This is a genomic window from Niveispirillum lacus (assembly GCF_002251795.1).
Classification (GTDB): Bacteria; Pseudomonadota; Alphaproteobacteria; order Azospirillales; family Azospirillaceae; genus Niveispirillum; species Niveispirillum lacus.
Window position 1 is genome coordinate 39587 of sequence record NZ_NOXU01000023.1, and the last position, 13941, is coordinate 53527.

At 63.9% G+C, this 13941-nt stretch carries 15 protein-coding genes; 6 read left to right on the plus strand and 9 right to left on the minus strand.

What is annotated here, in order from left to right; all coding sequences use genetic code 11:
• Window positions 1–53: 53 nt before the first annotated feature.
• The 3 genes from CHU95_RS05095 to CHU95_RS05105 all read right to left on the minus strand — a co-directional run bounded on the left by CHU95_RS05095 (window position 54) and on the right by CHU95_RS05105 (window position 3785).
• Window positions 54–1187, minus strand: a complete 1134-nt coding sequence (locus CHU95_RS05095; RefSeq protein ID WP_094454388.1) for an endo-1,4-beta-xylanase — start codon at window positions 1185–1187, stop codon at window positions 54–56.
• A 181-nt stretch (window positions 1188–1368) separates the two neighbouring features.
• Window positions 1369–3015, minus strand: coding sequence for a M28 family metallopeptidase (locus CHU95_RS05100; protein ID WP_094454390.1), 1647 nt, complete (start codon window positions 3013–3015; stop codon window positions 1369–1371).
• A 152-nt stretch (window positions 3016–3167) separates the two neighbouring features.
• A complete protein-coding gene (locus CHU95_RS05105) occupies window positions 3168–3785 on the minus strand; it encodes a LysE/ArgO family amino acid transporter (RefSeq protein ID WP_094454392.1) in 618 nt (205 codons plus the stop codon).
• Between the two features lie 65 nt (window positions 3786–3850).
• Between CHU95_RS05105 and CHU95_RS05110 the strand changes: the two genes are divergently transcribed.
• The 3 genes from CHU95_RS05110 (at window position 3851) to CHU95_RS05120 (ending at window position 5780) form a co-directional block, all read left to right on the plus strand.
• Window positions 3851–4321 carry an Lrp/AsnC family transcriptional regulator gene (locus CHU95_RS05110; RefSeq protein ID WP_094454394.1) on the plus strand — a complete coding sequence of 157 codons (471 nt, stop codon included), beginning with the start codon at window positions 3851–3853 and terminating at the stop codon, window positions 4319–4321.
• On the plus strand, window positions 4318–5217 hold the full coding sequence (yddG, locus tag CHU95_RS05115; protein WP_094454396.1) for an aromatic amino acid exporter YddG: 900 nt from the start codon (window positions 4318–4320) through the stop codon (window positions 5215–5217). The genes CHU95_RS05110 and yddG overlap by 4 nt, the downstream gene beginning before the upstream one ends.
• 77 nt (window positions 5218–5294) lie before the next feature.
• Window positions 5295–5780, plus strand: a complete 486-nt coding sequence (locus CHU95_RS05120) for a DUF417 family protein (RefSeq protein WP_094454398.1) — start codon at window positions 5295–5297, stop codon at window positions 5778–5780.
• 113 nt (window positions 5781–5893) lie between these two features.
• Here the strand turns inward: CHU95_RS05120 and CHU95_RS05125 are convergent, their stop codons facing one another.
• The 3 genes from CHU95_RS05125 to CHU95_RS05135 form a co-directional block, all read right to left on the minus strand.
• Window positions 5894–6313: an organic hydroperoxide resistance protein gene (locus CHU95_RS05125; RefSeq protein ID WP_094454611.1), complete on the minus strand. Its 420-nt coding sequence runs from the start codon at window positions 6311–6313 to the stop codon at window positions 5894–5896.
• 260 nt (window positions 6314–6573) lie between these two features.
• Window positions 6574–7086: a tellurite resistance TerB family protein gene (locus tag CHU95_RS05130; protein ID WP_094454400.1), complete on the minus strand. Its 513-nt coding sequence runs from the start codon at window positions 7084–7086 to the stop codon at window positions 6574–6576.
• A 44-nt stretch (window positions 7087–7130) separates the two neighbouring features.
• Window positions 7131–7589: a DUF4112 domain-containing protein gene (locus tag CHU95_RS05135; protein WP_094454402.1), complete on the minus strand. Its 459-nt coding sequence runs from the start codon at window positions 7587–7589 to the stop codon at window positions 7131–7133.
• Between the two features lie 364 nt (window positions 7590–7953).
• On the opposite strand from CHU95_RS05135, the gene CHU95_RS05140 reads away from it, so the two are divergent.
• Window positions 7954–8538 (plus strand): 3TM-type holin, encoded by a 585-nt coding sequence (locus tag CHU95_RS05140; RefSeq protein ID WP_133065434.1) that lies wholly within the window; start codon window positions 7954–7956, stop codon window positions 8536–8538.
• Window positions 8539–8645: 107 nt separating this feature from the next.
• Entirely contained in the window at window positions 8646–9356 is a 711-nt protein-coding gene (locus CHU95_RS05145) for a cupin domain-containing protein (protein WP_207762384.1), read from the plus strand.
• Window positions 9357–9363: 7 nt separating this feature from the next.
• On the opposite strand, the gene CHU95_RS05150 is transcribed toward CHU95_RS05145, so the two are convergent.
• From CHU95_RS05150 to CHU95_RS05160, 3 genes are all read right to left on the minus strand, one after another.
• The gene (locus CHU95_RS05150) at window positions 9364–10143 is read right to left on the minus strand and encodes a hypothetical protein (protein ID WP_094454408.1); all 780 of its coding nucleotides are present in this window, start codon (window positions 10141–10143) and stop codon (window positions 9364–9366) included.
• 78 nt (window positions 10144–10221) lie between these two features.
• The gene (locus CHU95_RS05155) at window positions 10222–11424 is read right to left on the minus strand and encodes a CaiB/BaiF CoA transferase family protein (RefSeq protein ID WP_425435948.1); all 1203 of its coding nucleotides are present in this window, start codon (window positions 11422–11424) and stop codon (window positions 10222–10224) included.
• Window positions 11425–11622: 198 nt separating this feature from the next.
• Window positions 11623–12810 (minus strand): acyl-CoA dehydrogenase, encoded by a 1188-nt coding sequence (locus CHU95_RS05160; RefSeq protein ID WP_094454615.1) that lies wholly within the window; start codon window positions 12808–12810, stop codon window positions 11623–11625.
• Between the two features lie 205 nt (window positions 12811–13015).
• Here CHU95_RS05160 and CHU95_RS05165 point away from each other — a divergent pair, with 205 nt between their 5' ends.
• The gene (locus tag CHU95_RS05165) at window positions 13016–13900 is read left to right on the plus strand and encodes a LysR family transcriptional regulator (protein WP_094454409.1); all 885 of its coding nucleotides are present in this window, start codon (window positions 13016–13018) and stop codon (window positions 13898–13900) included.
• The last annotated feature ends 41 nt before the right edge of the window (window positions 13901–13941 follow it).

The window sequence follows — 13941 nt, forward strand, 5'->3', positions numbered from 1 at the left end:
CCCTCCCATTGACGGGCGCCGATGGGAGGGTGCCGCCAAGGAGCAGCGGTGGACTAACCCCGCGTCACCGCCCCGCGCAAGGACGCGGCAATGGCTTCGCGCAGGGGTTTGGGCTGGAAATTTTCGTCATACGGGCAACAGCGTTGTGGTTTCTTGTCGGTACGCGGGGTGAAACCCTGCAGCCACGAATATTTGTCGACCATGCCCCAGGCCAGAACGTCGCCTGTCTGTTTATAGGACAGCATCATGTCCAGATAGGCACGGGCATAATCGGCCACCCCCTGGTCGCGGGCAACGATGTCGCCGGGCAGCCCCTTGTCGTTGACATCGAATTCGGTGATCAGCAACCCATAGCCCATGCCCACCACCTCATCAATGAAGCGTTTCCAGGCCGCTTCTTCATAGCGCGGGCCACCATCAATCACCATGATATGGGATTGCACCCCCAGCGCATCGACTGGTGTGCCGCGTTTGCGGAACCCTTCCAGCAGGCGCAGCACCCCGTCGCGGTGCTTGGCGTGGCCAGGTTCCCAACTCATGTAGTCATTATAGACAAGCTGGCCCTGCGGCAGCACTTCGCGCGCCTTGTGAAAGGTGATGTCCAACACCGTCTCCGCCGGCACATGGCGGGTGAAGGCGGTTTCGCGCATCAGGCCGGTATCGGCGTCCACTGCTTCATTCACCACATCCCAGGAGGTGATGCGGTTCTTGTAGGAACCGGCAACCATGGCGACATGGTCGGTCAGCATCTTTTCCACGCCCTTGACGGGATCGGCGCCGAAATCATGGCTGTTCAGCCAGGCGGGCAACCATTTGACATGGTGCCAGAGCAATGTGTGGCCCCGGAAGGCCAGTCCCTTTTCTTTGGCGAAATTCAACAGAATTTCTGCCCGGTCGAAACTGAACAGATCGGCGGACGGGCGCAACGCCCCCCATTTCATCTCATTTTCGGCCACCAACAGCCCGCATTCGGCCACCAGCAGGTCACGATAGGCGGGATCGGCGAAGGTCCCGGTCAGGGTGCCGGGACGGCCCGTGCCCACACAGGACCCGAAGCGTCGGCCCGACTGCCGGGCCAGGTCGTTCAGCGACGGACCGGTCGCCGCCGCTCCTGACGGCAACGACATGGCGGCGCCAGCAGCCAGCGCGGTCGTCATGACCTGACGCCGGTTCAGCGATATCGTCATTTGCATCTCCCTGGGCACTGTTATTGTTAGCGGTATCATGACCGGATGATAACAGGGGGAGATGCGGCTGGAAACGGGGTAGTTGGGGTTTTTTGACTGCGTAGAGGATGCTGGCACAGGCAGGGTTTCCCTCACCCTTTCCACCTCGTCAGGCTTGGCAGGGTGAGGGAAAGACCGTTCTTTATTTCCGTTCCGCTGCACTAAGGTCACGTGCAGCGCGGAATTCGCTGTCCGGGCTCCAGTTCGGCCACTCGCGGCCATCGGCCAGACGCCGTCCCAGCGTGTAGAGCAGGCTCATATCCAGCCGGGCCCCTTCCAGGTTCCAGTCCGGCGACCATTCATCATCGGGCTGGTGGTACTTGTCCTTGATATAGGCGTCGCGCCAGGCCTTGCCTGCTGCCACACCGCCATTGACCAGATCCATGCCGCCGCCGAAGGAGATGGCCGGCACGCCAACCTTGGCCAAGGGGAAATGGTCGGAACGGAAAAAGCCGCCGGCTTCCACCCGCGGGTCGGGCGTATAGGTACGACCGACCTTCCCGCCCTCCTCGATCAGCATGTCGAGCAGCCCCAACTTGGCCGTACCGGAAATGGTGAAATCCTTGGCGGGGCCGGGTCCGATCGTGCCATCCATATTGATGACACCCACGGTCTTGGCCAGCGGATAGACCGGGTTGCTGGCATAATAGGTTGAACCCAGCAGGCCCTTCTCCTCTGCTGTCACCGCCAGGAACAGCACCGACCGTTGGGTCGGGCCTGCTGCCTTGAAGGCCCGACCCAGTTCCAGCAGGCTGGCAATGCCCGAGGCATTGTCCAGCGCCCCGTTGAAGATGCTGTCACCATTGGCGTCGGGTTCCCCGACACCAATATGGTCCCAGTGCCCGGAATAGACGATGGTTTCGTCCGGGTAGGTGGTGCCGGTGAGACGGCCCATCACGTTTTTCGAGGTGATGATCTGAGTCTTGACCTGGTAGTCGGCCGACAATGTGGCTTTCAACGGGACCGGCTGGAAACTCTCCTTGCGCGCTTCGGCCCGTAATTTCTCGAAATCAAGACCCGAGGCCTTGAACAGGTCCACCGCCAGGTCGCGCTGGATCCAGCTTTCAAATGGCGTATGCGCCGTGGTTGGATCGGCGCGCACAATGTCAAACATCGTGTTGGGATTGGAACTGGCGACCGTGGCCCAGCCATAAGAGGCGGGCTCGGTTTCATGCACAATGATGACACCGGCGGCACCCAGACGGGCCGCTTCCTCATACTTATAGGTCCAGCGGCCATAATAGGTCATGGCCTTGCCGCCAAACTTGCCTTCCGGGCCTTCAAAATCCGGATCATTGATCAGGACGACCAGGATCTTACCCCTGACGTCCTGGCCCTTAAAGTCGTCCCAACCGCGTTCCGGCGCCTTGATGCCGTACCCGACAAACAGCAGCGGCGCCGCCTTTATGGACACATGGTCCTGGCCCGTCAGCGCCGCGCGTACGGCAATGTCTTTGGCCTGGGTCAGGGAATGGGTCTTGCCGCCATAGGTCAGGGACAGGGTGGGCTTGCCCACAATGTCGGACATGCGCAGCGGCACATCCTGGGTCCAGCCGCGCTTTCCATCCGGGCCGATGCTGCCGCCCGGTTCCAACCCGGCCGCCTGCATCCGGTCGATCAGGAACTCGACGGTCTTTGTCTCCCCCACGGTGGCCGGCGCGCGGCCCTGGAAATCATCGGCCGACATGACGCGGATATCTTCCGATACACGTTTCATATCGAACGAGGGTTCGGCCGCGAAGGCCAAGGTGGAGGTCAGGGCCGCTGTGGCCAGCAATAGGTACTTCATGTCCGATTGAAGCTCCCTGGATTTCGTATACGATCCATAACAGAGAGCCAAAACCTTACCAACTGGTTAAGTGCGTCTGGCGCCAGGGCGGCGATCGCGGCTTAGGCCATCCGCACAAGCACGGGCACGGCACCGACCACCGCAGGGTCGGGTCAGTGCCAGAGGGCACTGCCCAGGGTGTAGGCGCCCAGAAGGCCCAGGATCACCCCGGTGCCGATATTGATCCAATGCACGGTCCGGGCCGTGACATGGCGGCGCAGCAGGGTAACGCCGGCGCAAAGGAACACCCACCAGAGCAGCGAACCGATGAAGATGCCGCCAACCAGGGTCCCATCCTCCACCGGCCCGCGCGTATTGCCGAACCCGACGACCAATGTGCTCATGCCCAGGATGGTGACAGGGTTGGTGGCGGTCAGGAACAGGCCGGAAAAGACCGCCGCAGGCAGATTGCCGGCCACCGGTTCGGCAGCCAGCGGTTTGGGTTCCTGTGTCAGGCTGTGGACCGCCACGATCAGCAGGAACAATCCCCCCACCACTTGCAGCAGCGGCATGTTGTTGGTGATGACATTCAGCACGGCGGTGATACCGAAGGCGGCAATACCGCTGAAAAACGCATCGGCCAGGGCCGCGCCCAGGCCGGTGGCCAAGCCGGTGGGCAGGCCGCGTTCCAGCGACCGGCGGATACAAAGCAGGCCGATCGGTCCCACCGGTGCCGCGATGATGACGCCCAGCACCACGCCGCGCCAGAAAATCCCCATATCGTCGAGCAAATCCAGACCCTTCCGCCTTCAACCGGTTGGCGTGCGGCGCAACATCCGGTTAGGATGGTGGCATCATGCCTGACCGAACCCCCTCCCCGCTCGACCTGCTTGACGATATCGGCCTGCATCTGCTGCGTGAATTGCAGCGGGATGCACGGCTATCCTTCGCCGATCTGGCCCGTCAGGTGGGGCTGACAGCCCCCGCCGTCGCCGAACGTGTGCGCCGGATGGAAGCCACGGGCCTGATACAGGGCTACCGGGCAGAGGTCAACCGCGCCGCCCTGGGGCTGCGCATGACGGCCTTTGTCCGGGTGCGGACCCATCCCGGCCGCGATGCCGAACTGGAACGTTTCGCCGCCGAACAGCGTGAGGTTCTGGAATGCCATGAGGTGGCGGGGGAGGAAAGTTATCTGCTGAAGGTGGGCGCCACCGATGTGCATCATCTCAACCGGTTGCTGGTGCTGCTATCGGCCTTTGGCGCCACCCATTCCACCATGGTGTTGACCACCAAACTGACGGGCCGCGTGCTGGAGCCGTTCGCATGAGTGCCGATGCCATCCCCCCCACGGCACCGGGCTCTGTGCGCCGGGCCACGCTGGTCGGTGGTAGTGCCATCCTGATCTGGTCCACACTGGCGCTGTTGACGGCCCTGGCCGGGCCGGTGCCGCCCTTCCTGCTGGTGGCGCTGTCCTTCGGTCTGGGGGGGCTGGTCAGCCTGGGGGTGATCCTGGTCACCGGTCGTCCGCTGCTGACGGTGATGCGGGCTCCGGCCCCTGTATGGTTGCTGGGGATCGGTGGGCTGTTCGGCTATCATTTTCTTTATTTCCTGGCGCTCCAGACGGCACCGGCGGCCGAAGCCAACCTGATCAATTATCTGTGGCCGCTGCTGATCGTGCTGTTTTCCGGCCTGCTGCCGGGGGAACGGCTGCGGCGGGCCCAGGTGGCGGGTGCGGCAGCGGGGCTGGCAGGTACTTTGCTGCTGGTCACCGGCGGCAAGGGTGTGGCGGTCGCGGCCCAGCATCTGCCGGGCTATCTGGCGGCCTTGGCGGCATCGGTGACGTGGGCTGGCTATTCCGTCCTGTCCCGGCGATTCGGCGCCGTCCCCACAGAGATCGTGGCATTCTTCTGCCTGGCCACCGCCGCCCTGGCCGTGCCCTGTCACCTGATGTTTGAACAGACGGTCTGGCCGCAGGGCCTATGGGGCTGGTCGGTCATTGCCGCCATGGGCATCGGTCCCGTTGGGCTGGCCTTTTTTGTCTGGGACCATGGGGTGAAGCGCGGGGATATCCAGACGCTGGGTGCCCTGTCCTATGCCACGCCCCTGCTGTCCACCGGCCTGCTGATCGTGGCGGGCCGCGCTGCCCTGACCTGGCCGGTCATCGCCGCCTGCCTGTTGATTGTCGGCGGGGCGGTGGTGGCCAGCCGGGGCATGGCGAAGTAGTTTTTTCACCCGGCTCCGTAACCTTTTCTCTCCCCGCCGCGAAGGAACAAGGGATACGGCACGCCAGGGGACCCGCCATGACCATCATCGACACCGCCCTCCACCGCCTTCCGGCACCATCCGCCGCCATCCAGGCATTGCGCTGGTCCATGGTTTTCATCTTCGCGATGTTCGGGATCGCCAAGTTCGCCGCGTATGAGGCCGAGGGTGTGGCCCGCATCGCTGACCATTATTGGCTGTTTGCCTGGATGTATCCGCTCTGGGGTGTGCAAGGGGCCAGCAATGCCATCGGCATCCTGGAATTGTCGGCCGGTGCCCTGATCGCTGCCGGGGCCTGGTCACACCGCGCCGGGCTGATTGGCGGCATCATGGGCGTGGCGACCTTCTTGGTCACACTTAGCTTCGCCATCGGTGCCGACCTCTGGCAGGCGGGCTATGGTTTCCCCTTCATGGGGTCCTTGGCGCAGTTTCTGTTCAAGGACGCGGTGCTGCTGGCCGCCTGTCTGGCCTTGAGCCTGGATGCGGGGCATCGTCTGGCGCGAACGCGAAAGGGCGCCACGTAAACACGCAGCGCCCTTCTTCATTTGCCCCCTCAATCGCCGGGCGGGCGCATCCGCGCCCTTAGGCTTTCGCCGCATGGGCGGCGCGGCGGCAGTCGCCGCCGTCACGCCGGTGATCAAACGATCACCGTCTCCACGCTGATATTGCCCTTGGTGGCGTGGCTGTAGGGGCAGACCTTATGGGCGCGGGCCACCAGATCCTGGGCCGTGGTGGCGTCCAGGCCCGGCAGGCTGACATGCAGCGTGACCGTCAGGCCGAAACCTTCGCCATCATCCCGTGGGCCGATGCCGACATGGGCGGTCACCGCGACGGCTGCGGGCACCGCGATCTTGTCACGGCCACCGACAAATTTCAGGGCGCCGATGAAGCAGGCCGAATAGCCGGCGGCGAACAATTGTTCAGGATTGGTGGCGCCACCGGCCCCACCTAGTTCCTTCGGCGGGGCCAACTTCACATCCAGCAGACCATCATCGCTGCTGGCGCGGCCATCGCGGCCGCCGGTGGCGGTGGCCTTGGCGGTGTAAAGAACCTTCATGATCATCACTCCTGTCTGATCGGCTGTGACGCCGTCAATGTCGTGCGTTAACTATCGCTCACGATTATATCGCACACAACATAAATGATCGCAAACAATTAGATCGTGTGCTATGCAATTTCAGATATTGACAGGGGATTGATCGGGGGACGGGGTGCCAGCGCCAGGATGAAGGCGGCCGCCTTAAAAAAGGCGGCCGCGGGCGCGCGGACCAGGACAGGGGAGCCGGCCCGCGGGACGTGTGCCCGCGGCCGCAACGGTCATGCCGCTTGCCCCGGCATGCCCACCTGGAAACCGGGCTGGTTCATGGGGTGGTTCTTATCCACGAACACCGACCGGTCATTCTTCATCATGATGACTTCAAAATAGGGGCGGAACTGCTCATCGGTGATGCCGAAGGCCTTTTGGGCCTTGTCGAAGAATTCGCGCTCCTCCTGCTCGGCTTCGCCATCCGCCAGGGCGCTGTCGACCAGGTTCATCAGGATGCAAAGGCGCTGTGCCGTGGTCAGAACCGGGGTGGCTTCAGCCAGGAACTGCTCATGGCTGTGGCTGCGCACATACTTCATGGATGCGTTCAGCAGCGCCTGGTTGTTGGCGCCGACACCGATGGTGCCGCCCGACTTCTCGCCGCCAATGACGGCCAGCAAGTGGCCCACTTCTTCGGCATCCATTTCGCCGTCGGCGGCCATGGTATACAGAAGGGAGATGGCAAAGGCCTTGTGGGCCGTCATTGCCTCACCCTTATCGCTTTTGAACATGCTGAACAGGCTCATTTCAGGACCTCATCTGCCAAGATGTTGTTTTATCGGGTTATTTTTTAAAGACGGGTATAGTTCCCGTCGATGATGCCGCCGCGCCCATCGTGGGGCCGGCGGAACGGGTGCTGCCCGTCAAGGTGACGACGCAGAAGATCGACATTGCGGTCATTGGCGCGGAAGAACAGGTCACCGAACCAGCCCACGACGGGAATCGCGCTGATCATGCTGTCGATGACGACATTGCCGGCCATCTTGGTGATCAGCCGTTTCGGTGCCCCCAGCCGCGCACTTTCCCAGACCAGCCAGCCGGCAACGCCGGTGGACACCGCCAGACCGGCGCCGGGGATCAGGTTCAAAGGCGCGTCCAGACCAACCCGCCCGACGATCGGCAGGCTGATGGCGCTGTCCAGCAGCTTGGCCACGCGGTCCAGCCGCCGGCGCACACGCCAGTGATTGTCCTGAAACGCATCAGCGCCAGGATGATCGTAACGGGGGGAATAACGTTCCAGGTTCGACATAAAAGACAGGCTCCTTCACGACCAAGCCATAGCTTCGCCCAAGGAGTCCGACATCACGTGTGGCAAGCGCCATCACGCCAGAGGGGCCCGGACCCAGGATAGCGCTGATGTAAGAAGTGCTGACTGCCGTTCAAGGGCAGGATGTGAGATTTTTATGAATTCGGTTGGTGCCTGTTATCGATCAGAAGATCGACAGCGGCTGATTATCCCTACAGGCGATCAGCGCGGCGACCGGCACCCCTTGTAATAAGGTTATTAGTCCTATATAGTGCCTTTATTCCTTACCTGAAATCCCAATCCGGCGGTGGTGGCCCTGATCGGCTGCCGCCGCCTTTTTCATGCGCATGGCGCGGAAAGGTTCATCATGTTGGGCAAGGTGCTAGGGGCCCTGGTTGGCGGCGGGGCACAGGCGATGGCGGCGGCGGTGACGCCCTTTACCGGTGACAGGTTGCAGGACGAGGCCAGCCGCCATGGCGAGATGCTGGCGCGGTTCCAGCAGTATGGCGTCGAGTTCGCCGACCGGCAAAACCGTACCGGATGGGATAGTTTCATCGACGGGCTGAACCGTCTGCCGCGCCCAGCCATGGCGCTGGGCGTGATCGGCATGTTTGTCTGGGCCTCCGCCGATCCCGCTGGCTTTGCCGTCGCGGCTCAGGCCTGGGCACTGATCCCGGAGGAAATGTGGATCGTGCTGGGCGCGATCATCACCTTCTTTTTCGGTGACCGTACCTTGCTGTCGATCCGGCGCATCGGTGGGCCGAGCGCTGAACAGGTGGCGGCGGTGCTGGCGGCGCGCGCCCGGCTGGACCAGACCCGCGCCGAAAGGTCGCCTGATCCAGCGGTCAGCGCTGAGCAGTATGACCGGGCAATGGCCGACCCGGACATCCCCCTGTCGGATGAAATCATCCAGGAATGGAACCGTCGGCGCGGTAGGACGGGCACCAGATAGGGTTGGCCACGGCATGACCTGCCGCCAGCGATGGCCGGATCGGTGCCCGGCACTGAAGCAAGCTGCCTATCCTGCGGCCGGATCAGCCTTGATGCGGAATGACGGAAATGGACCGGGTTTTCAGCTTTATCGACCTGCGCGCCTTCGCGGCGCGGGCCTTGCCGGCCATGCCGGCCAGTGGGTCCTGGCTGGAGGGGCGCGCGGCGGTACCGCTGGCCCCCGGTCCGGTCAGCCTGTCGGCACTGAAACTGGCGGCGGGCGGGGAACAGGTGCCGCCCCTGCCCTTTGATGAATGTGTCCTGGTCCTTACCGGATCGCTGACCCTGACCGCGGGCGGGGGCAGCGTGACGCTGGGGCCCGACCAGGCGGCGGTGGTGCCGCGTGGGCTGGCGCTGACCTGGACCGCTCCCGCCGGGGCCACCGCCCTAGTGATGCGCAGCGCAGAGCCGGGCACCGCCGGCGCCGACACGGTGGTGGCGGTTGACACCTGCGCACCGCTGGCCCCATCGGGGGCACCGCTGGCTGATCTGCTGCTGACCCCGACCCCATCCTGCCGTAACCATACCGATTACACATCCGGCAGCGGTGTCTTCATGGTCGGTACCTGGGACAGCACGCCCTATCACCGTCGGGCCATGCATTATCGCCATTTTGAGCTGATGCTGCTGCTGGCCGGGTCCGTCACCCTTGTCGACGGGGCCGGGCGCGTGGGCACCTTCAGCAAGGGCGATATTTTTCTGGTCGAACAGGCGGCCGACTGTTCCTGGGAAAGTCGGGATCATGTTGCCAAGATTTATGCCATCCACCGGCCGCGATGATCAGGGCCTAAACCAGCGGCGGCGACACGCTGCCGGGCAGCCAGCGGCCCCGCATATGCTGACGCACAGCACCGCGCAGCTTGCCTGCATAATCATCGATGGCCGGCCCGATCAACGGCAGATCCAGCCGCCTGATCGTGGCGGCGATACCGGCGTCGTCCAGATCATATCCCCACGCCACGCCATGGCGGGCGATTTCCAGTTCCTGCCCCCAGAAATAGACGGCGCCAGCCTGGATATTGGCCTGCATGTGCCGCACCTCTTCAACCCGCCCGTCATTCATCAGGGGCAACCAGATGTCGGGCATCAGCAGGTCGACGGGCTGGTCCGGCACGAAGCTGTAGGCGTCACCTTGCACGAGATGCAGCTTGGCCCGTGCTGATGGCGGCACTTGGGCTGTCAGATCCAGTTCGCGATGCAGGGCAAGGATGGCGGGGTCCAGCTCTACCACTGTCACCCGCGTCACGTCCGGCCGTAGCGCACAGTTGACGGCGGCCCAGCCCATGCCCATGCCGCAGATCAGCACATGGCCATGCGCCAGACGCACCCCGATTTCCTGGCTCTCCAGTTCCATGGGCGATGTGGACATCCAGGTATCGCCATGGCGCAGCAGCGCGACCATGTCACGGACGAGCCGCGTCGGTGTCCAATAGCCTGGGCTGATCGACAGGGCAGCCGCCCGCAGCCGCCAGCCATTGTCCCCGTCGCCCAGCCGATATGTGGGAATGAACAGGTCCGTCTCATAGAATTCCAGGCCGGGCGGCAGGCCGGATTCCTGCATGGTCATCGTGCCAACATCATTTTTCGGTTGCTGATGTTGGCAAGCATTACCACCATGTGGCGGTTGATGGCGAGGGGCTGTTGCCTATGCCACCACACCCGCCGCCTTCAGGTTGGCGATTTGATCGCCGTCCAGGCCCAGCAACGTGGACAGGACCGACACCGTGTCCGCGCCCAGATCGGGCGGGGCGCTGCTGTCGACATTCGGCGTATGGCTGAATTTTACCGGATTGGCCACCCCCGGCACCGTGCCCGCCGCCGCATGCGGCAGGCTCAGGGCCAGACCGCGATGCACCACCTGCGGGTCGGCAAAGGCCTGCGACAGGCTGTTGATCGGTCCCGCCGGCACGTCGGCTTCCTCCAGCGCCGCCAGCCATTCCGCCCCCGGCCGCATCGTCAACCGCTCCGTGAGCCGGCGGGCCAGATCGACGCGGTTGGCGACGCGGGCGCGGTTGCTGGCAAACCGGTCATCGCTGCCCAACTCCGGCACCCCCAGCACGGCACACAGGCGCTGAAACTGCCGGTCATTGCCGACCGCCAGGTTGATATGGCCATCGGCCACGGGGAATGTGTCATAGGGCACGATCGACGGGTGGCCATTGCCCAGGCGTCGCGGATCCCGGCCCGACACCAGCACATTCAGCGCCTGGTTGGCCATGGCGGCCAGCATACAATCCAGCAGGGCCACGTCGATGCGCTGCCCCTGGCCCGTCCGTTCCCGGTGATGCAGGGCGGCCAGGATGGCATTGCCCGCGTAAAGCCCGGTGATGATATCGGCCAGCGCCACACCGGCCTTGGCCGGGCCGCCCTCTGCATCGCCGGTGACGGACATCAGCCCGCTCATTCCCTGGATCAGGAAATCATAGCCCAGGCGCTGCGCATAGGGCCCGTCCTGACCGAAACCGGTGATGGAACAATAGATCAGGCGCGGGTTGAGGGCGGCCAGACTGTCATAATCCAGCCCATACTTCGCCAAGCCCCCGACCTTGTAATTCTCCACCAGCACATCCGACCTCGACGCCAGGTCGCGGATCAGGGCCTGTCCCTCTGTGCTGGTGAAATCCACGGCGATGGACCGCTTGTTGCGGTTGGCCGTCAGGAAATAGGCCGACAGGCTGTCCGGCCCGTCCACGAAGGGAGGGCCCCAGCGGCGGGTGTCATCCCCTTCCCCCGGCCGTTCGACCTTAATGATCTCCGCCCCGAAATCGCCCAGCATCTGGGTCGCCCAGGGGCCGGCCAGAATACGGGACAGGTCCAGAACGCGGATGCCATCAAGCGCTGCCATGATTGAACGCTCCAGAATCATCACCCCAGGCCGGCGACCGCCGGCCCGCCGCGCGTGCGGCGTAAGCCCAGGGCGCGGATGCGCCCGCCCGGCGCCTTTGGGAACATAGAACCACCACCCCAGGCCGGCGACCGCCGGCCCGCCGCGCGTGCGGCGTAAGCCCAGGGCGCGGATGCGCCCGCCCGGCGCCTGAGGGAACATTTAAAAGAAAGCCTGCAGCCCGGTGATGGCGCGGCCCAGGATCAGGGCGTGAACGTCGTGCGTGCCTTCATAGGTGTTGACCGTTTCGAGGTTCACCATGTGGCGGATCACATCAAATTCGCCGGAAATGCCGTTGCCACCGTGCATGTCGCGGGCCATGCGGGCAATATCCAGGGCCTTGCCGCAATTGTTGCGTTTGACGATGGAGATCATTTCCGGCGCCACCTGCCCTGCCTCGAACAGGCGGCCGACGCGCAAGCTGCCCTGCAAACCCAGGCTGATTTCGGTCAGCATATCGGCCAGCTTCTTCTGCACCAACTGTGTACCGGCCAGCGGCTTGCCGAACTGCTTGCGGTCCAGCGTATAGGTGCGGGCGGCGTGGAAACAGGCTTCCGCCGCCCCCATGGAACCCCAGGAAATGCCGTAACGCGCCCGGTTCAGGCAGCCGAACGGTCCCTTCAGACCCGATACATTGGGCAGCAGGGCGTCTTCGCCCACCTCCACCCCATCCATGACGATTTCCCCGGTGACCGAGGCGCGCAAGCTGAGCTTGCCCTCAATCTTGGGCGCTGACAGGCCCTTCATGCCCTTTTCCAGGACGAAGCCCCGGATGGCGCCGTCATGGGCGTCGGATTTGGCCCAGACGACAAAGACATCGGCGATGGGGGAATTGGTGATCCACATCTTGGACCCGGTCAGACGGTAACCGCCGTCAATCCGCTCGGCCCGTGTGCGCATGCCACCGGGGTCGGACCCGGCATCGGGTTCCGTCAGGCCAAAACAGCCAATCCAGTCACCAGAGGCGAGTTTGGGCAGGTATTTGCGCTTCTGCGCCTCGCTGCCATAGGCCTCGATCGGGTACATGACCAGCGAGGATTGTACGCTCATCATGGAGCGATACCCTGAATCCACCCGTTCCACCTCGCGCGCGACCAGGCCATAGGCAACGTAGCCGACACCGGCCCCACCATAGTCGGCGGCCACGGTCACGCCCAGCAGACCCATATCCCCCATCTCTTTGAAGATGGCGGGATCGGTCTGTTCCTTCTCAAACGCCTGGCGCACGCGGGGGCGCAGTTTTTCCTGGGCAAAGGCGTGGGCGCTGTCCCGGATCAGGCGCTCTTCCTCGGTCAGTTGGTCGTTCAGCAGAAATGCATCATCCCAGTGGAACGCGGCTGTACCCGCCATGATCACCAACCCCCTGCATGGATAAGGACCTTAGCGATACGCCCCTTGCTGTCGCGGCGCAAACCAAGATTGCTCACCAACTTGATGAGTATTCTGCATGACGTATGGCGGTTTCCAGGGGATTTTGCCATTCTGATCTCAGGAAGTGGCATGACTGACCTTTCCATCGGGACCGACAGACCCCAACAATCGCTGAGACCCGCCCATGTTTGCCCGCCGCCTGATCCCCAGCACCGCCGCCCTGATCGCGTTTGAGGCGGCGGCCCGCCTGGGTGGCTTTACGGCGGCGGCGGCAGAGTTGAACCAGACGCAGGGCGCCGTCAGCCGGCAGGTCGCGCAGTTGGAGGCGCTGCTGGGTGTGGCGCTGTTCACGCGGGTACGGCAGCGGGTGGTGCTGACACCGGCCGGGCGTTATTTCGCTGATCAGGTGCAGGATATTCTGGGCCGGTTGGGCCATGCAGCGGCGCGCACCATCGCCTTTGACGGGGATGGCGGTACGCTGGATCTGGCGATCCTGCCCACGTTCGGCGCCCGCTGGCTGATCCCGCGTATGGGGGATTTTTTTGCCCGCCACCGCGATGTGACCATCAATTTCTCCACCCGCGTGCGGCCCTTCGACCTGCGGGCGGAGGGCATCGACGCTGCCATCATGGCGGCCCCGCCTTCCCTGCCCGGTCTGGTCCATCATCGCTTCATGGGGGAAATGCTGTTGGCGGTGGCGGCCCCGTCGTTACTGCGCGACCGGGCGGTGACCGGCCCTGCTGATGTCGCTGCCCTGCCGCTGTTGCAGCAGGAGACACGGCCCGATAGCTGGGACCGCTGGTTCACGGCGCACGGGCTACAGCGGGGTGGTGGACAGCCCCTGGTCTTTGAACAGTTCCTGTTGGTCATCCGTGCTGCGGTGGCCGGACTGGGGGCGGCGCTGGTGCCGTCCTTCCTGGTCAAGGATGAACTGGCGGCGGGAGAACTGGTGCCCCTGCCGGGCGGTGAACTGGCCACCGATGGTGGTTATCATCTGGTCTATCCGGCCGACCGCGAGACCTATGGGCCCTTGGTCGCCTTTCGTGAATGGCTGCTGGCGGCACCCTAAAAAAAATGGCGCCGTCATGTGACCGACGGCGCCAAGTCCTT